This is a genomic window from Rhizobium leguminosarum bv. viciae USDA 2370, from assembly GCF_002008365.1.
In the GTDB taxonomy this organism is placed as follows: Bacteria; Pseudomonadota; Alphaproteobacteria; order Rhizobiales; family Rhizobiaceae; genus Rhizobium; species Rhizobium leguminosarum.
The window spans coordinates 1-17406 of the sequence record NZ_MRDL01000059.1; the positions used below are offsets into that span (position 1 = coordinate 1).

Here is a 17406-nt window from a genome sequence, read left to right on the forward strand (position 1 = left end):
CCCCGTCAAGAAACTGTAATGTTAACGTATACAACACGAGAAAAACTCAATGTCAACGATTACATTGGAAATGTGATCGGGAATAACCCGCCAATTGCCAGGAGCCAAAACCAAATGCGCAGCACACGCAAGCATCTCCTCCAGCCCGCCTTAGCCGCAAAACAGGACCGAGTTGCTACTATTGGCCGGGTTGAGCTAGTGACTGCTGCCCTTCCGAACGGAAACGTGCCGCACTATTTGATTTCGGAGGGACCCCGGCGCCGGCAACCGGCCGTTTGAATCGCGTCAATCCAAGCGGCAGCAATTGCCAGCAAACCAAGAACTGCGACGCCATCTTTCCCTCAGCGACGGCACAATCAGCCAATCTGCGGCAGCAACTGCGCCATGCTCTCTTTTGCGTCGCCATACAGCATGCGCGTGTTTTCGCGACAGAAGAGCGGGTTTTCTATACCAGAGTAGCCGGTGCCCCGACCGCGCTTCGAGACGAAGACTTGTTTTGCTTTCCAGACTTCCAGCACAGGCATTCCAGCGATCGGCGACGCTGGATCGTCCTGAGCTGCTGGATTGACGATATCGTTTGAACCGATGACGATGACGACGTCAGTTTGGGAGAAGTCCTCGTTGATCTCATCCATTTCGAGGACGATATCATAGGGAACCTTGGCTTCGGCAAGCAACACGTTCATGTGACCCGGGAGGCGGCCAGCGACAGGATGAATTGCAAACCTCACGTTTTTGCCTGCAGCGCGCAGCTTGCGTGTCAATTCCGCGACCCCTTGCTGGGCCTGCGCGACTGCCATGCCGTATCCCGGAACGATGACAATGCTGTCGGCTTCGTTGAGTGCGGCGGCGACGCCATCGGCATCAATAGCGATCTGCTCGCCTTCAATCGCAACGGCAAACCCGGTCGTCGCGCCGAAGCCGCCGAGAATAACCGAGACGAAGGAACGGTTCATTGCCGTACACATAATGTAAGACAGAATTGCGCCCGAAGATCCGACCAATGCACCGGTGACGATCAGAAGATCGTTTCCGAGCGTAAAGCCGATCGCAGCCGCAGCCCAGCCCGAATAGCTGTTCAGCATGGAAACGACGACAGGCATGTCGGCGCCGCCGATACCCAGGATCAGGTGAAAGCCAATGAAGAAGGCGAGAACCGTCATTGCGGCTAGCACCCAAACATCAGCGCCTCGCACATAAACGAGCAGCAAAACGAGCGAAAGGATGGCCGCAGCGGCATTGAGGGTATGGCCCCCGGGCAGCTTTTGCGCCTTGCTGTCAAGCTTTCCTGCCAGCTTCCCGAAAGCGATTGCAGAACCGGTAAAGGTGACGGCTCCGATGAAGACACCGAGGTAAACCTCGACTTTCATGATCGCCATTTCCAATGGTGTCTTGCTCGCAAGAATCGCCGCAAACCCTGAAAGCTGCTCTCTGGCCGCCTCGTTTAGTCCGGCAATAGTCTCTGCTTCCAAATGGGTATTGAAGCCGATAAGCACGGCCGCTAGGCCGACGAAAGAATGCAGAGCCGCGACAAGCTGCGGCATTTCTGTCATTTGGACCTTTTTTGCGACCAGCCAACCCGTTGCAGCGCCGACCGTGATCATCGCCAACGTGATTGACAGATGGCCGAAGCCCGGTCCGAGGATCGTGGCAGCAATCGCAATCGCCATGCCAACGAAACCGTAGCGGACGGCGCGCTTCGCGCTTTCTTGGCCGGACAGGCCCCCAAGAGATAAAATGAAGAGCACCGCCCCCGAGATATAGGCGGCCGAAATGACACCGATAGTCATATGTGTAACCCCAACTAATCAGGACTTCCGGAACATCGAGAGCATCCGCCGCGTCACGAGGAAGCCGCCGACAATGTTGATGGTGGCGACTAGGATAGCGACAGCAGCGAGACCAATGACCATTCCGTTGCTGGACCCGATCTGCAAAAGTGCGCCGACGATCACGATTCCCGATACGGCATTTGTCACCGCCATCAACGGCGTGTGGAGTGAATGGCTGACGTTCCAGATAACCTGGAACCCGATGAAACAAGCGAGGACAAAAACGGTGAAGTGTCCCATGAAACTGGGTGGTGCCATTGCGCCGACCAACAGGAGGAGCATCGTGCCGCCGGCCAGCAGCTGTCCCTGGGCTTTGGTCCGCCTTCGGACGGCCATCAGCTCCTGCGAGCGCTTTTCCTCAGGACTGGACTCCCTCGACCTTTCACTCGGCTTCTGGGCGGCGATGGCCTGAACTTTCGGTGGCGGCGGCGGATAGGTTATTCTACCCTCGTGAGCGACCGTGGCGCCGCGGATGACGTCGTCCTCCATATTGTGGACGAGGCGGCCATCCCTATTCGGGGTCAGATCCGTGATCAGGTGGCGGATGTTGTTGGAATAAAGCGTCGAGGCCTGCTCCGCCATCCGACTTGGGAAATCTGTGTAGCCGATGATCTTGACGCCGTTCGCAGTCACCACCATCTGGTCGACGACGGTGAGCTCGCAATTTCCACCGCGCTCAGCGGCAAGATCTACGATCACGGAGCCGGGCTTCATGGTCGCGACCATATCAGCAAGCCAGAGTTTGGGAGCATCACGCCCTGGTATCATGGCGGTTGATATGACGATGTCGATCTGTGGCGCAAGCTCCCGGAACTTACTCAGCTGGGCGTTGAGGAATTCCGGAGATGACGGCGTCGCATAGCCGCCGCTCGCCGCCCCGTCCTGCTGCTCGTTGGTAAAATCGAGGAAGACGAACTGCGCGCCCATGCTTTCAATCTGCTCAGCGACCTCGGGGCGAACGTCGAAGGCGTACGTAATCGCGCCGAGCGCCGTCGATGTCCCGATTGCCGCAAGTCCGGCAACTCCTGCGCCGATGACCAAGACCTTCGCCGGTGCAACTTTGCCCGCTGCGGTCACTTGTCCAGTGAAGAAGCGTCCGAAGCTATTGCCGGCCTCCATTACCGCGCGATAACCGGCGATATTTGCCATGGACGAAAGAGCGTCCATTTTCTGTGCCCTTGAGATGCGCGGCACCATGTCCATAGCGATCATATTAACTTGGCGCACGCGGGCCATTTCGAGCAGATCGACGTTCTGGGCGGGATGTACGAACGATAGGATAGTCTTGCCTTGCGTCAGAAGTGCCAGTTCCTCCTGTTGCGGCGGCCTGACTTTCACGACGACATCCGCCGCCTGCCACAGATCTTGTGCAGTAGGCAAGACCTCGACACCAGCTGTACGATAAGCGTCGTCCGAAACGCCCGAGGGAAGTCCCGCACCCGTTTCCACCAGGCATTCATATCCGAGCTTTTGGAGGTGCAACGCACTCTCTGGTGTCAGTGCGACGCGTCTTTCGTCGGCATAGCTCTCCTTCGGCGCCCCGATTTTCATCTTTCCTCACAAATGGTTGTTGACGAGCAAATCCCCGGGCAGATCGAGGTCCGGATGGGATTCCATTCGATTTTGCTACCGTCACGAAGGATGTTCGCTTCGGTTATCAATCGTTACCGGTAGGCGACTTCTATCCGACGTTTTTCGACCAATGAAAGACGCGCCGCGTCGAGAATGACTGCTGCGTCAAAGGCATCAGCCAACGTCGACAGCGGAGGTGAAGCCTTTGCTAGGCACTCGTTCAGAAAATATTGCTCGACCTGCAGGAAACTGTCCCAATAAGTAGCATCATCCCAGAATGGGATGGATGCCTCCCCGAACTTCGTCACATCCCAGGCAACGACACCGCTTCCTTCGGTTCCCAGGACCTTAAAATAGCATGACCACGGTTCGCGACTTCTGTCGTCGGCCGAGAAGCTGCCCCAGAGGTTTGCGATTCTCCCATCGGCATATTCCGCAGTGATCATGAGCTGGTCGTGCGCCTGCTTATCGTCGAAATGCACGTTTGTGCCCGTGGCGTAAACATGCGAGGGACGCCCGAGGAAAAACAACATGCAATAGGCGTGATGAACCATCAATTCCCGCATCGTCAGGTCGGGTTCACCGATGGAGGCGTCATGACGCTTGTTATAGATCGCCCAGAAATTAACGATGTCACCCAGCCGGCCGTCCTCGATATGAACTTTGAGGCGGCGCATGTTCTCTGCGTAGATGTAGTTGTGCGACGGCATGCAGATACGATCATATCTGACGGCGATGTCCGCAAGCTCCCGAATCTGTTCGGCTCTTTCGCAAAGAGGCTTCTCCAGGAGAACGTGCTTTCCCGCTTGGAGACCACGCTTGGCAAATTCGAAATGGGAATCCGTGCTTGTCGCAACGAGAATGGCGTCGATCTTCTCGTCGGCCAGGAGCGCCTCGACCGACGGGTACGCCACCCCCCCAAAACGTCGGCAGAAATCCGCAGCCTTTTCCACCGAGCGACTCCAACCGCCGGCAAAAATATGTGGTCCTATCTGACGAAGTGCCTCGGCGTGGAGCTCCGCCACCTTGCCAAGGCCGACGATTGCTATTTTCATGAGCGTTTTCCGAATGTTACATATTTTAGCGATTAGCGAGGGATGGCGACCGGCCGGCCTTCTCGCCATGACTCGGTTGCTGCATCGGCAATGAGCTGGGCGCGAAGTCCATCCTCGGCGCTCGGAACCGGGGCGGTCCCGGACGATACTGACTCGACGAAATGAAGCATTTCGGCGAGGTAGGCCGCCTCGAATCGCTCGAGGAAGAAGGCTTGGGCGACCGCCTGTCCAAAGCCGCTGTTTCCCGCCCGCTCGACGAGGTTCTCAAGCACGTTGGAGACGCGAAGCATCCCCTTAGATCCGTGGACTTCAAGACGCTTGTCGTAGCCATAAGTCGTCCTGCGCGAATTGGTGATTTGGCAGATTCGTCCACTGGCCGTCGTTAGAATGACTGCCGCCGTGTCGACGTCGCCGGCTTCCTTGATGCCCGCATCGATAAGGTTGGATCCTACTGCAAATACCTTCACCGGCTCCTCACCGAGAACGAACCTCGCCATGTCGAGGTCATGGATCATCATGTCTCGGAAAAGGCCGCCTGAGGTTTTGACATAGGACACGGGAGGCGGGTTAGGGTCGCGCGAGACGATTGAAACGGTCTCCACATCGCCGATTTCACCTGCCCGCACGCGCGCCTGAAGAGCGCTGAAGTGAGGATCGAAACGCTGGTTGAAGGCTGTCATGAAGGCGACACCGGCTGCATTCACGGCCTCAATGCAAGAGCGAACTCGTTCTGAGGAAAGATCGATCGGCTTTTCGCAGAAGATCGCTTTGCCTGCCCGCGCTGCTGCGGTCACCAAATCGAAATGCGTAGATGTCGACGTGGCGATGACGACAGCGTCAATGTCGTTGGCACTGATAATCTCGTCGATGCCGCGAACGACCGTCCTAAAGCGCGCCGCACAGGCAGATGCTGCCTCGGAGGAAATATCGGCAACGGCAGCGAGTTCAGCGCCTTGGATCCGTCCGATCGATCCAGCATGCACCTGACCGATGCGACCGCAGCCCAAAATACCCAATCTAAGCATCTTACGATCTCTTTCCTGATCCAAGGATCGACGAGTGTTCTGCCAGGTTCTAGGTCGCCTCCGCGAGGGGCCGGACGCGAATCCTTCGTGAGAAACAGGTGCGCACCGGGATGCACACCTGTCTTGCCCCGGCGGTGTCAGTTCTTGCTGATGTACTTGTCGACGTTGGCCGGATTGACCAGTTCGAACGGGATCCAAACGGGGGATTGTACTTTTTCTCCCTTCGCCATCTTAATTGCGGCGTCGACGGACCCGGCACCCTGACCGATCGCATCTTGGAAAACGCTCACATCCAGGTCACCGGTCTGCATGTAATGCATCGCTTCCTTGGTAGCGTCGATGCCCGCAACGACGACGTCCTTCATGTCCCAGCCCGCCGCCTTCATGGAATTGATGGCGCCGAGCGCCATTTCATCATTGTTCGCGATTACCGCAGCAGGCTTGTAGCCGGCCGTAATCCAGTTGGTCATCAGGTCCTGCGCCTTGACCGGATCCCAGTTGGCCGACTGTTCGTCGATCACTTTCATGAAATTGCAGTCGGGCGTCGCGATTACATCATGTACGGCCTTGCTGCGCAGTTCGGCACTGTGTTGGGCCAAGATGCCCTGAATAATCAGGATCCCTGCATCGCTGGTCTTGCCGCTTTCCTTCAAAACGCGGCAAACTTCCTTCGTCTCGAGCTCACCAGCCTCGGCTTCGTTCGATCCGATGAATGCGGCCTTCGAGCCGAGCGCATCGAGGTCGCTCGGTGTATTGTTGACATAGATCAGCGGCACGCCGGCATCGGCCGCCATTTTGGTGATCGCCGGGGATGCCGAGCTTTCGACGACGTTGACGATGATGGCATCGACCTTCGCGGCGATGAAATTCTGAATTTGCGACAGCTGCTTGTTGATGTCGGCTTCAGCAAACTCAATCTGGAGCGGCTGCTTTGTCTTGGCCGCCTCATCCTTCATTCCCTGAACCATGACAGCGAGAAAAGAGTCGCTGTGCGAGATGGCAACGCCTATGTCCCCGGCATAACCAGGCGACGTAGCCAAAAGCAGTGCTGCAGTTCCAGTGATGAGCTTTTTCATGCGCATTCCCCTCCTTGACGTGGCGTGCAAGCGGCGTCGCTGTCACCGAAATGGCCTCCTCCGAAGCCGTTAATATGTTATCGTTTACATGCCTAGATCCGCTATATTCCGACGCGCTGACCACCATCTTGAGGCTAGCCAGTGACAACAAAATGCCATATTGGATCTATGTTAACGTATACAACATTGAACTTTGCCTATGTCAACGATTACATTCTGATTGACCAAAATTTTTTTTAATCTATCATTAACAAAAAAGGGAACTCAAATATGCACATATCCAAGACCACAAAGCGCGGTGTGTATTTGCTCTCAGCCGCCATCTTGCTTGGAATAACCTTTGGTCATCCCATCTCCGCCTTCCTCGCAAGCGAGGGTGCTATTATCGGTGATCTGAGGCTGATGCAGGCCCAGGCGAGTCTCGCCGTACTGCAGCGCGCGGTCGGGGTCGATCAAGATTCCGCCAAAACGGATCCAGCACCTTCGGCGGCCGCGGTCGGGCGATGAGTCCGTTGGACTTCACGCCCCACTCCTACTCCTCGAGGCGGCATTGGGACAGAGGCATGAGGAAAACTGCCTTGCCAACCAAAACGGGCCGAGCGTTGCGCTGTGCCTTCATCCTTTGGCGGCCTGTTTCGTAAGATAATGCTCGCTGGTTCATGCGAACCTTTCCTCGTCAGCCTTTCGTCGAACGCCGCGGCCGATTTTCCGCAGCGGCGTCCAATGATTGCCCAGTCTGCGTTTCGCGATACCCTTATCGCGGCGTCGACCAACGGCGATGCGACGCCAGGTCCTGTCGCAGTCGTTCCCGTTGCCTCATGTGATTAATTCTCTTTTTACTGGAAACGTTTGATAATTCCGCAACAGCCAACATTTTTGGAGAGGGAAATGCGCCGGACCTTACTTTCAACATTGCTAATGTTAACGTTGACATCACAAACGAACGCCGCGACGCTTGGCGTCTCGGTCTCCAATCTGGACGAATTCAATTCTACTTTGCTTCAGGGCCTTCTCACACACGCAAAGGAAGCAGGCGGCATCGATGTCGTCACGACGGACGCGAACGGTGATGGGGAGCTGCAAAAGAAGCAGGTCACAGAACTCGTGGCTCGCAAGGTCGACGCACTGATTGTACTGCTCGCCGACGGGGATCTCGGCGCGCAGCTGACACCGATGGCCGCTGGGGTGGGCATCCCGCTCGTCTATGTCAATAACGTTCCGGCCAACGTCCTTGACCTCCCCGCGAACCAAGCCGTCGTCGCTTCCGACGAGAAGCAATCCGGTTCCCTTCAAGCTAAGGAGGTGTGTAGGCTTCTAAATGGAAAGGGTAACATCGCGGTACTCGTCGGCGAGCCCTTTCATGCTGCGGCTCGGGCCCGCACTGCAGATGTTGATGATGTTCTCGCCACGCCCGACTGCAATGGTCTCAAAGTCGTCGAACGTCAGACTGCTTATTGGTCGCCCGACTTTGCCGAAGCCCAGGTCGAGGAATGGCTGACGGCGGGCGTCGAGTTCGACGCGATCGTCGCGAATAATGACGATATGGCGCTTGGAGCGATCCGTGCCCTGAAGCGTCGCGATGGCGCGACGAAGAACGTGATTGTTGCCGGCATCGATGCAGTTCACCCTGCCCTCGAAGCGATGAAGGCTGGCGAGCTAACCGTCACCGTATTTCAGAATGCCGCCGCCCAAGGCGCGGGAGCCGTCGACGCGGCACTTAAGCTAGCGCGGGGAGATAAAGTGCCACGGGAAAACTACATTCCATTCGAGCTCGTCACCCCACAGAACGTTGACCAATACCTGGCCAATAGCCGGTAAGCTTTCGAGGCGACATTATGCATTTCTGGAACAAACTCAGCATCCGTGCCCAAATCACACTAGGCTTTCTTCCCCTCATCTTCTTCATGAGCCTCCTGTCGCTCAACGTCATGTCTGGGATGGATAAGCTCACATCTGTCTTTGCGTCTTACCGCGCAACGGTCGGTGAAAGCCTAGCCATATCGATTTATAGCGATCGGCTCCGCGACATTCAGATGTCCGCAGAAGCGTTTCGGTCTGCCCCGTCGAAAGAATTGGTTAACCGTTTCAAAGTCGGGGTCAGTTCATTTGCGCTTGATGATACGCGCTTGGCCCGGAGCCCCAGCCTCCAAGCCGACGTCACCACAATTAGGGGGCAGGTCGCAGCCTACGACCAGGCGTTCGATAGGCTGGTTGCGCTGCAGTCACGGCATGATCAGCTTCTTTCGAAAGTCACTGAATTTGGGCCGTGGACAGGCATTGCCTTGAACGACATATTGCGCAGTGCCTGGCGCCAGAACGACCTGAAGCTTCTCTACGCGACAACGATTACCCTCCAAGCCCTCAACAAGAGCCTCTATTTTTCCGAACGCTTCGTAAACTCCGGCGATTTGAAGGCGTATGATACCGCGCAACTCGCGCTGAGTGAGGCGGTCGATCTGAATGCTGCTGCCACAAGAATGGCCCACAATGACCTGCAGCAGACGCGTCTTTCCGGCGCCGCGCAACTCATGCAGAACTATGGCGCACGCCTTGGTGAGATGCGGGATGTGTGGAGTGAAACCAAGCGCATCAGGGTCAGCGAAATTGAAGAACTCGGTCCGAAGATAGCGACGGGTTTCCAGGCTTTGCAGGCCAGGGTTGCCGACACCCAGAAAGAACTCGATGGCTCCGTCGATCAGACGGCCTCGAGTGCTACCACAGTTACACTCGCTGTCAGTGCAGCGCTGATCGTGATCGGCCTTGCACTCTCATATTATTTGGGGCGTTTAATTTCGTCTGCAGTACGCACCATGGCTGCGAAAATGGAACGACTTGCTCGTGGCGAGGACTTGGCTGAATTCGATGGCGCCGACAACGGCCATGAACTCGGTGCCATGGCACGTTCACTGATGGTGTTCCAGGAAACCAAGCATGCAAAGACAGCAGCCGATATCGCCGCCGAAAGCGTCAGGCTTGCTTCCGAGGAGCAGCGCCAACGACAGGAGGGACAGCGAATGGCTGAGGCAGACGCGATGGAATTTGCCTTCCGCCAGATTTCCAAGGGTTTGGACGCGTTGTCGACCGGAGATTTGACCGCCAGGATTGGTGATGTCGATGCCCGCTACTCCATAATTCGCGACCGCTTCAACAATTCGGTAGCAAGTCTGGAAAGCGCTTTCGACGCCGTCATCCAAGCCGTTTCGACGATACGGTCGGGCTTGGGCGAAATCTCCACCGCTACGAATGACCTTGCTCGTCGGACTGAACAGCAGGCTTCGTCGCTCGAAGAGACTGTCGCAGCGCTCTCGGAGGTTACGCGAGGCGTCAACGGTATGGCTGAAGGCGCCAGCCGCGCCAACGACGCGGTGACGACGACCCGTGCGAACGCCGAAAAAGGCGGAGAAATCGTCAATCGTGCAATCTCGGCGATGAATGAAATCCAAAATTCTTCCGCAAGAATCGAGAGCATCATAGGCGTGATTGACGAGATTGCCTTTCAGACGAATCTCCTGGCGCTAAATGCTGGCGTTGAAGCCGCCAGGGCCGGCGAAGCTGGCAAAGGCTTTGCCGTCGTCGCACAGGAGGTCCGCGAACTTGCACAACGCTCCGCAAATGCAGCAAAGGAAATCAAGCAGCTTATTTCGACATCGTCGGACCAGGTTGATGTTGGGGTCAGGTTGGTAGGCGAGTCAGGATCTTCGCTTGAGCAGATCGTTTCGCACTTTAATGCCATGAGCGCGACGGTGACTGAAATAGCTGTGTCGGCACGCGATCAGGCGCTCAGCCTCCGCGAGGTATCGGCCGCCGGCGATCAGATGGACAAGGTTACGCAGCAAAATGCAGCGATGGTCGAACAAACCACCGCTGCCGCACAAAGCCTAACGTGTGAGACTAACAGGCTTGCCGCTTTGGTCGGACAGTTTAAAACGAGAAGCCTGAAAGACATCAAGCACAGTTCTTATGCGATGGCGTGCTAGGCAAAAGGGTCGTGGTGCGGCTGGATATCCAGCCGCATAACGACCTTTGGAACGGACTCTGAACCATGTGCGCGATGCCAGTCCTCCGTCGAACCGGAGCCGTTCTTCACCATGTCGGGGATCCGGTCTGTTGACGTGCGAGCGCGGCAAGATGCGAACGGAAGGCCCTCTCCTTCCGACATGCCGCGCTAACCAGCGGCAATCGACGACCTGCAGGCCATTAAAGCGTGTCGTGATCTTTGAGATTCGCTTGTGACGCTTTGCGGGAATTATGCTCAGATTCGATCGAGCGCAACCTCTCGGGCCGAGGGAATGTTTTATGGAGCCGAGACACGCCACCATAATTTTGCAAAGAACCCATCGTGCGGAAGCAGGGAGCTACTGCACGAGGCATGCTTCAAGGTCAGTATCCTCCGCCATATTCTTCAGTCGAGGCTGCGTAAGCGTCATCCCCCCTTTACTTCGCCCTTGGCAACCCGGGCCCCGAGGTCGAGCGAGCCGATTCTCTTCAGGTCCGGATAGCGTTTCTTCATTGCAGCAACTAGTGACCCACTGTCCGAGCTGCGGCCCATTTCCTCCTCGAAGGCGATTAGATATTCGCGGGTGAAAGCGATGGCCGCAATGCCTTGTTTGGTCCCTTCGCTCTGATGGCCCGGCACGACAATTTTTGGCTTCCTTGTTGCGATGGCATCGAGCGCCTTGACCCAGGACGCACGCGCTTCAGCTGACGGAGTGTCGGCAACCCACACGTGGATGCCGGAATTGATCAACGCACCCCCGAAAACCGCTTCGAGTGAAGGCACCCATATGTATCGACGGTCATACATGTCGGGCACGTCAACGATTTCAATTCCGTTACCCTCAAGGACTAGTGAGCTCTCGTTCGAAGCTTCGGGAATAATTACATCCGCCAGCGTGCGCGGACCAATCCCCCCAATTTTGGTGCCCATATTTCCAGCTTCTTTTGGACATTAGCCTCTATTGCCTGAACGGTGGTGGGCTTGGCGATTACCCTCGCGCCTGGGAAGGCCTCAACTATGGGCCGTAAGCTGAAATAATAATCTGGATCGTTGCGGCTGACATAAATCGTTGTCAATTCTTTGCCTGTAAGCTTGATGGCTTCGGCAAGGTCCCGCCCGAACGGCAAAGTGAAACCGCCGTCGATGAGAATGGCTTCATGTTCGCTTGTCAGAAGCACCGGCGTACGACAGAAGCCGGCCTCATCGGCTTGAAAATACCGCCATTGTAGCTCACCGTTCGCGGCCCGCAGCATAGAAGGGGCAAGCGCGGCGAGCGTACCGGCGGCAGCTGCTAGTTTTAAAGAGGTTCGTCGTGTAATCACTTTGTATCTCCGAATGAGCCCCTGTCGGACGGTCCAGAATGGGTGTCATCAAGGGATGCACGCGCTTTGTTGATTAGCCGGTTTAGCGGGAGAGTTAAGAGCTTGAATATAAAAATAGAAATCACATTTGAGGACGGCACTTCACAGAGCAGTGACGCTGGTCTCGGCCGAGCTCCGACGGTTCTTAAAGTGACCCTCAATTTTGGCTGGCGGGACTGAAATTCCAGGGGTTATGGCTCAACTCGGCGGTGTCGATGCGTACCGCTGCAGACTTTATTGAGAAGCAGCCCCCGATCGCCGTAGTCTTGCCGGTAGGCATCGCTTCTGCGACTCGATCATTCCCGAATTGCTGAAGGTAATGCATAACGTGTTCAATTGGCGGACCGATGATCGCTGCATCCATCGTCCGATCAGTTTCATGTCCTAGGAAGCGCAGCTCGGCAACTCGTGAGATTCCCGTTTCCGGCGCGATCAGCGTCCACAGCGAGTCGAACGGGCGTGTTTTGATGTGGAAACCGGGCAGATGATTGAATGTGGGAGAAGGATGTCGCCGAACTTCCAAATTCTCGCCTTGAAAGGACTCGAACCGGTGACACCCTGTTCAAATCTGAGATTCGTTCGCCTGCAACAGGCTTGCAATTGATCCGGGGTTAAATGGGCAGGCAGCGCGCCACGCTCACCGTTCAAACCGGTCTAGCATTTTTCTCAACTGCGCGTTTTGCAGCGTTAGCTTTCTGGCCAACTGATCCCTCAGCACCTTGATCTCGTCATCGAGGCTCATCTCGTTTGCAGTGTGGATAGCCTGACGATCGTTCGCTATCGCCACCGCTTCCTTGCCGCGGCTCCTTTGCTTGCGCGGTGCGACCTCGACAGTTCGCTTGATCCTAGGGGTATCATGTGCAGCGGTGACGTCGATACCAGTACCACCGGATATAGCCGGATTAGCGACCTCCACCATTTTGGCGACATCGCCGTCGACCTTGTCGCGGACATCGTTTTCGGCTTCTTCGGAATGCACTGGCACTGCGGAGATTGCAGCGGCTTGATCGTGACGAGGTAGCTCCTCACTTGCCGGTCGAGCAGCGCTAATCGGGCTCTCCTCGGCAGGCGTTTCAGTCGGACCGGAAATAGCCAACGCGTCCGGCGTAACCTTCTCGGTCGAGCCGTTTTCTCTCTTTTGTCCGCGTCCTAGGGAGATCAGTCGGGCAAGAAGGTTCCAGGGAGACGCCATCTATCCGACCTCGCGTTTTATCCCGCAAGCAGGCAGTGAGTTTGAATTCCGGCAGCAGCATCCATCGCCGCCAAACTCTATGTCTCGATAAGCATAGAAATGCGGCCGGCGGTTGACTGGCTGCTTACATCAATCGAGCTTGAGCCGTTTGCGCAGATCGGCATTTTCAGCGCGAAGTTTTTCAGCCAGAAGCTTGCGCAGTCGTTGATTTTCCTCTTCCAACTGCAAAAGGTCTGCCATCTCATCGATCGCGGTCATCGGCGCGGCCGGCGCTGCCTGCACAACCTTTGGAGCACGGCGCACAGGTGCGCGTTTGGCGCTCGCTGCAGCTTCGATCACCTTTGCCTTGCGCCCTCTCCTCTTCACACCACCGGCGCCGGCCAGAGCAGCTGCTGGCTCTGCCGTAGCGTCAGCTGACGCGGTCTCGAGTGCCGCCGCTTTCTTGGCGCGGGGTTTGCGCTGTTTTTTCGGCGCAATGGGCGTTTCGACAACGGTCCGAACAGCGGCACTCATTGCCGTATCAGTCTCGTCGGCCATGCTTATCTCCTGTGTATCTGATGCAGTTGTCGACGGCCCGAGAGGCGGTGTCAACAACGACCCGGGCTGATCTGCTTTTGGTAAAGACATTTCATTGACGGGTTTGCCACACTGAGAACTACCCGACAGAATCGGCGTTGCCTCTTCCTCTACGTCGCGAGCGACGGACTTTAGATCCACGTTGCCCCAGATCGAGTTTGACCTGGTATCGAGTTTTCGCCTGCCGGTTTTGTACTCGACGGCAAAGCTGCGTTGCACTTTTTTCAATATAAGAGGCCTTGGAAAATCCGCGGAAGGGTTTGGTGGTATGCTGGTACATCACGAATAGCGCCTTCCGGACTACCAGTCTACACCCACCGTCATTTCCGATCACCGCACCATTCGCGGAGCAGAATTTGTGGCCAATCGGATGGGGGCTGAGGGCGGTCTATGCGCTGAACGTTCTTGAAAGGAAACGGCGACCAGTAGTTCGTCCCGAGACTTTCTCACAGGTTCCCGACGATGCATTATGCGATCTTTTTAGCCCAGAGCGTGAACACCATGGCAACAGGCTTGGCACTGACTCTAAAGCTTTCGCTGTGCCAGCGATGAAGGAATCCTGGCTAAAGCGGATGCCGGCTAGTCGCTAGAACCATCCCTCGGAAACAGGAAACCGATCATCGGGTGGAAGTTTGCGGCGTGTGAAACCTCATTCTTTTGGATAACTTTCCGCGCCCCGTAAAAGCGTCATACTATCTTGGCGGGAAATCCGGAGAGGGGCATGCAATATCGCCAGAGGTCGGTGCTGTTCGCAGCACCTTGGCTGATCATCGGAGCTGCCGCAGCCGGCGCTTCGGGCGGCATAACCATTGCAGACTTTGAAAAGCCCGAACTGCTAATCGCCGCGCTGTTCGTGGGTATTATCATCGGCATGGCCGTTGAGCAGTATCTAACCGCGACGAGCAGACTGGCGTGGCGAGAGAGAAACAGGTCACAATCGGAGGAAAGGCGCTGGAACGAGCGCGTCATACAAGGCCCCTGGCTTCAGACCCCATCTGCTCAGCCATCGCGGCCAATCGATGCCACGGATCAACTGCGTATTGTGATGCGCTCGAAGTTCACCGTCCAGCCATTGCTGAACAAGAGTGAAGCCCGGGTGTTTCGAGAACTCGACAGTGTCGTGATCGGCTGCAATCCGTCATGGCAGGTGATGGCTCAGGTTTCATTGGGCGAGATCCTTCGAAGTGCCGACCCAGACGCCTACAGTTGCATCAATTCCAAGCGTGTCGACTTACTGCTCGTGGACAGCAACTGCCGACCGCGGCACGTCATCGAATACCAAGGCGGAGCGCATCATCAAGGCGCAGCGGCCGCGCGCGACGCCGTAAAGAAAGAGGCGTTGCGACGCGCCGGAATTGGCTACCACGAGGTTGTGGCTGGCCAAACGACCCCGTCGGAACTCAGGCGATTGGTCGAGAAGCTGGTGGACAAGCCGAGTGTCACCTAAAGCGATCCCATCACGAATGCCTGCACGGTTGAGCCTCTTCGATTGGAGGAAACCATCTTCTTGGCTTGATGGAATTGAGGCGCACCCAAGATGATCTCCGATTTCCAGGCAGTCCGCGAAAATCTATTTCCGGCCAGTCACGGAGCGATCGAGGACTGGGAGACGTTTCCCTGGCATCGTGACCGAACCAACCGAATTCAGGCCTATAAGGTGCATTCGTCGCAAGCCATTGCAATCGATGTGTTCGGCACACTCAAAACGAGCACAGATCGCGACCGCATTTTCGACGCGATCGCCGAGCGTGTGGGAGTGGCACCGGGTGGTCCATGGGCGATAACACTCGAGTGGACCGATACTGATCGGCTTCTGGGGGAACCGAGGCCGACGCAAGTCGATGCACTTGCTATCGGCTCCGCGGCAGCACTCGTCATCGAGTGCAAGTTCACCGAACCCGGAGGACAATGTAGCCAAACCGCGGTGTCAGGCTTTGGCGCGCGCCAATGCAACGGAAGCTACGTCGATCAGATCAACCCGGGCAACGGCGTGCGCTCACAGTGTGCTCTTACAGGCAAGGGCATTCGTTACTGGGAATATATCCCAACGGTCTTCGCGCTCGATACGGGTGTTGACCATACGCCCTGCCCTTTTAAGGGAGATGCCTATCAGTGGATGCGCAACGCCGTGCTGGCGGCAGCGCTCGGCAAGCACCGCCATCTTCAAGGAACTGCTCTCGCAGTCTTTGCCGATCACCCCAGTTTCCCGACGGCGCGGAAGGCGAAGCGGGGTCTGATGGATCCCAGTCTCGCCGGCCAATCTGCGATCACGCCCGTCTCATACCAGCAGATCATTGCGATCGCTTGCCAAGTCGGCCTCGACCGAGAACTCTGGAACGGCCTTGCTGCATGGGTCGATCACAAGATTGCTTCGGCAGCAATGGGTTCACCGTCGAGCTAGCCTAGCCACTGGCGAAATTGACGGACCGACACCCAGAGGTGCGTTGGAACCTAGGACCGAGGAACCCGCTAGCCGTTGTAAATTCCCGAAATGGGAGGAAGTCTTGACTGAAGGGCACATATACATCCTATTCAATCCAGCCTATCGCGCAAACCAGTATAAGATCGGAATGACGACTCGGACGCCCGAAGAAAGGGCCGCCGAGATCTCGTCAGCGACGGGAGTGCCTCAAAACTTCGAAGTGCTGTTGTCCAGACGGGTGACGGATTGTCAGCGGGCGGAACGGTTGATCCATCAGAGGTTGGCGGAGCATCGGTCCGGTTCGGACCGTGAATTCTTTCAGGTCAGTCTCAGTTTCGCGATTGATATCCTCAATGAAGTTGCCGCCGCAGTCGGACTTCGTCCGGAGAAACCAGCTGTACAGGAACCCAGCGCTCCGATGGCTGATACTGTGACCACAGGCGACATCGATCTTGTCCCGCGTAAACCTTCCGTAGGACCACAGAGGAGAAGGCAAGGAACGCCGGAAGGCCCTGCCTCTTTCGAGGATCACATTGCCTACGCCGACGCGGTCAGGCAGCCGCTTCTGCGTGAGCTCCGTGACCACATCCTGGCGATTGATGGCCGCTTGCGTTCGGGCGAGGTCGTCACGCCTCGGCAACGCATCGCCTACAAGGTTTCGGGCGGGACGAACTTTCTGGAGATTAAGGTCCAGCGAAGGGCAATCCTGATTCGCCTGCCCGAGACCAGCTTGGTGGACGCTGAAGAGAAAGTGCGAAAGATACCCGAGACGCACGGATGGGGGCGATTGAAGGACGAAATCCGCATTTCGAGCGCTCCCGATGTCAAATACGCGCTTCCGTTTGTCGAAGCTGCATGCCGGACAGAACTCAAGAGAGTGCCTTGAATGGGTTCGAACCAACGAACCGCTATTTTGGAATCCCAACTGCTTGGCAGTATTTGATAATCCCCTTTATCACTTGTCTCGGCGTCGGATCGGAAACATATCTTCGCCGCGGTGGTGTAGACGGGTATGATGTAGCCGGCATAGCCAACGTACTTTTAGGGGCTCGTCGTATTGATCGTGATGAGCATCGACCGATTTAGTCCCACAGACTTCACACGTTTGCTTTTCCAGATCACCCGCCGTCACCGCCCGCTGCACGGCAAGATGAGCATCATATTTGGCCGGATTGGCTCGGCGCCAGTTGGCCTGGCGGGTATCGGTTTTCAGCATCGGCGCAACTCTAAATGAAGCTAGGTCGCAACAAGTTCGGCGAGCTTGTCCGCCACCACAGCCATAGTGTCTTCTTCGGTGC

Annotated in this window: 15 protein-coding genes and 1 pseudogene; 5 read left to right on the plus strand and 11 right to left on the minus strand. The window is 56.5% G+C overall.

What is annotated here, in order from left to right:
• Positions 1-356 precede the first annotated feature (356 nt).
• From BS629_RS34145 to BS629_RS39050, 6 genes are all read right to left on the minus strand, one after another.
• The gene (locus BS629_RS34145; RefSeq protein WP_077988784.1) at positions 357-1790 is read right to left on the minus strand and encodes an NAD(P)(+) transhydrogenase (Re/Si-specific) subunit beta; all 1434 of its coding nucleotides are present in this window, start codon (positions 1788-1790) and stop codon (positions 357-359) included.
• Positions 1791-1808: 18 nt separating this feature from the next.
• Entirely contained in the window at positions 1809-3383 is a 1575-nt protein-coding gene (locus BS629_RS34150) for a Re/Si-specific NAD(P)(+) transhydrogenase subunit alpha (RefSeq protein WP_077988785.1), read from the minus strand.
• 113 nt (positions 3384-3496) lie between these two features.
• Positions 3497-4459 (minus strand): Gfo/Idh/MocA family protein, encoded by a 963-nt coding sequence (locus BS629_RS34155; protein WP_077988786.1) that lies wholly within the window; start codon positions 4457-4459, stop codon positions 3497-3499.
• A gap of 32 nt (positions 4460-4491) precedes the next feature.
• The gene (iolG, locus tag BS629_RS34160) at positions 4492-5484 is read right to left on the minus strand and encodes an inositol 2-dehydrogenase (RefSeq protein WP_077988787.1); all 993 of its coding nucleotides are present in this window, start codon (positions 5482-5484) and stop codon (positions 4492-4494) included.
• Between the two features lie 137 nt (positions 5485-5621).
• Entirely contained in the window at positions 5622-6560 is a 939-nt protein-coding gene (locus tag BS629_RS34165; protein WP_077988812.1) for a substrate-binding domain-containing protein, read from the minus strand.
• 312 nt (positions 6561-6872) lie between these two features.
• Positions 6873-7016: a hypothetical protein gene (locus BS629_RS39050; RefSeq protein WP_158081471.1), complete on the minus strand. Its 144-nt coding sequence runs from the start codon at positions 7014-7016 to the stop codon at positions 6873-6875.
• Between the two features lie 432 nt (positions 7017-7448).
• Here BS629_RS39050 and BS629_RS34175 point away from each other — a divergent pair, with 432 nt between their 5' ends.
• On the plus strand, positions 7449-8378 hold the full coding sequence (locus tag BS629_RS34175) for a substrate-binding domain-containing protein (RefSeq protein WP_077988789.1): 930 nt from the start codon (positions 7449-7451) through the stop codon (positions 8376-8378).
• Between the two features lie 17 nt (positions 8379-8395).
• Entirely contained in the window at positions 8396-10537 is a 2142-nt protein-coding gene (locus BS629_RS34180) for a methyl-accepting chemotaxis protein (RefSeq protein ID WP_183610777.1), read from the plus strand.
• A gap of 446 nt (positions 10538-10983) precedes the next feature.
• Here the strand turns inward: BS629_RS34180 and BS629_RS34185 are convergent.
• The 4 genes and pseudogenes from BS629_RS34185 to BS629_RS34200 all read right to left on the minus strand — a co-directional run bounded on the left by BS629_RS34185 (position 10984) and on the right by BS629_RS34200 (position 13914).
• Positions 10984-11879 (minus strand): annotated as a pseudogene (locus tag BS629_RS34185) (MBL fold metallo-hydrolase).
• Positions 11880-12075: 196 nt separating this feature from the next.
• Positions 12076-12441 (minus strand): hypothetical protein, encoded by a 366-nt coding sequence (locus BS629_RS38765; RefSeq protein WP_130813554.1) that lies wholly within the window; start codon positions 12439-12441, stop codon positions 12076-12078.
• Between the two features lie 114 nt (positions 12442-12555).
• Positions 12556-13110 carry a hypothetical protein gene (locus tag BS629_RS34195; protein ID WP_018245372.1) on the minus strand — a complete coding sequence of 185 codons (555 nt, stop codon included), beginning with the start codon at positions 13108-13110 and terminating at the stop codon, positions 12556-12558.
• Positions 13111-13239: 129 nt separating this feature from the next.
• The gene (locus BS629_RS34200) at positions 13240-13914 is read right to left on the minus strand and encodes an MreC domain-containing protein (RefSeq protein ID WP_018245373.1); all 675 of its coding nucleotides are present in this window, start codon (positions 13912-13914) and stop codon (positions 13240-13242) included.
• 493 nt (positions 13915-14407) lie between these two features.
• Here BS629_RS34200 and BS629_RS34205 point away from each other — a divergent pair, with 493 nt between their 5' ends.
• The 3 genes from BS629_RS34205 to BS629_RS34215 all read left to right on the plus strand — a co-directional run bounded on the left by BS629_RS34205 (position 14408) and on the right by BS629_RS34215 (position 16994).
• Complete coding sequence (locus BS629_RS34205) at positions 14408-15133, plus strand: DUF2726 domain-containing protein (RefSeq protein ID WP_018245374.1); 726 nt, start codon at positions 14408-14410, stop codon at positions 15131-15133.
• Between the two features lie 90 nt (positions 15134-15223).
• Positions 15224-16087 (plus strand): PGN_0703 family putative restriction endonuclease, encoded by an 864-nt coding sequence (locus BS629_RS34210; protein ID WP_018245375.1) that lies wholly within the window; start codon positions 15224-15226, stop codon positions 16085-16087.
• Positions 16088-16190: 103 nt separating this feature from the next.
• A complete protein-coding gene (locus tag BS629_RS34215; RefSeq protein ID WP_018245376.1) occupies positions 16191-16994 on the plus strand; it encodes a GIY-YIG nuclease family protein in 804 nt (267 codons plus the stop codon).
• Positions 16995-17063: 69 nt separating this feature from the next.
• Here BS629_RS34215 and BS629_RS34220 read toward each other — a convergent pair whose 3' ends face one another.
• Complete coding sequence (locus tag BS629_RS34220; protein ID WP_018245377.1) at positions 17064-17324, minus strand: hypothetical protein; 261 nt, start codon at positions 17322-17324, stop codon at positions 17064-17066.
• Between the last annotated feature and the right edge of the window lie 82 nt (positions 17325-17406).

Excerpts from the sequence above, each read along its gene's own strand:
- BS629_RS34145 (WP_077988784.1), bottom strand. The coding sequence starts at position 1,790 with ATGACTATCGGTGTCATTTCGGCCGCCTATATCTCGGGGGCGGTGCTC.
- BS629_RS34150 (WP_077988785.1), bottom strand. The coding sequence starts at position 3,383 with ATGAAAATCGGGGCGCCGAAGGAGAGCTATGCCGACGAAAGACGCGTC.
- BS629_RS34155 (WP_077988786.1), bottom strand. The coding sequence starts at position 4,459 with ATGAAAATAGCAATCGTCGGCCTTGGCAAGGTGGCGGAGCTCCACGCC.
- iolG (WP_077988787.1), bottom strand. The coding sequence starts at position 5,484 with ATGCTTAGATTGGGTATTTTGGGCTGCGGTCGCATCGGTCAGGTGCAT.
- BS629_RS34165 (WP_077988812.1), bottom strand. The coding sequence starts at position 6,560 with ATGAAAAAGCTCATCACTGGAACTGCAGCACTGCTTTTGGCTACGTCG.
- BS629_RS34175 (WP_077988789.1), top strand. The coding sequence starts at position 7,449 with ATGCGCCGGACCTTACTTTCAACATTGCTAATGTTAACGTTGACATCA.
- BS629_RS34180 (WP_183610777.1), top strand. The coding sequence starts at position 8,396 with ATGCATTTCTGGAACAAACTCAGCATCCGTGCCCAAATCACACTAGGC.
- BS629_RS34195 (WP_018245372.1), bottom strand. The coding sequence starts at position 13,110 with ATGGCGTCTCCCTGGAACCTTCTTGCCCGACTGATCTCCCTAGGACGC.
- BS629_RS34205 (WP_018245374.1), top strand. The coding sequence starts at position 14,408 with ATGCAATATCGCCAGAGGTCGGTGCTGTTCGCAGCACCTTGGCTGATC.
- BS629_RS34210 (WP_018245375.1), top strand. The coding sequence starts at position 15,224 with ATGATCTCCGATTTCCAGGCAGTCCGCGAAAATCTATTTCCGGCCAGT.
- BS629_RS34220 (WP_018245377.1), bottom strand. The coding sequence starts at position 17,324 with ATGCTGAAAACCGATACCCGCCAGGCCAACTGGCGCCGAGCCAATCCG.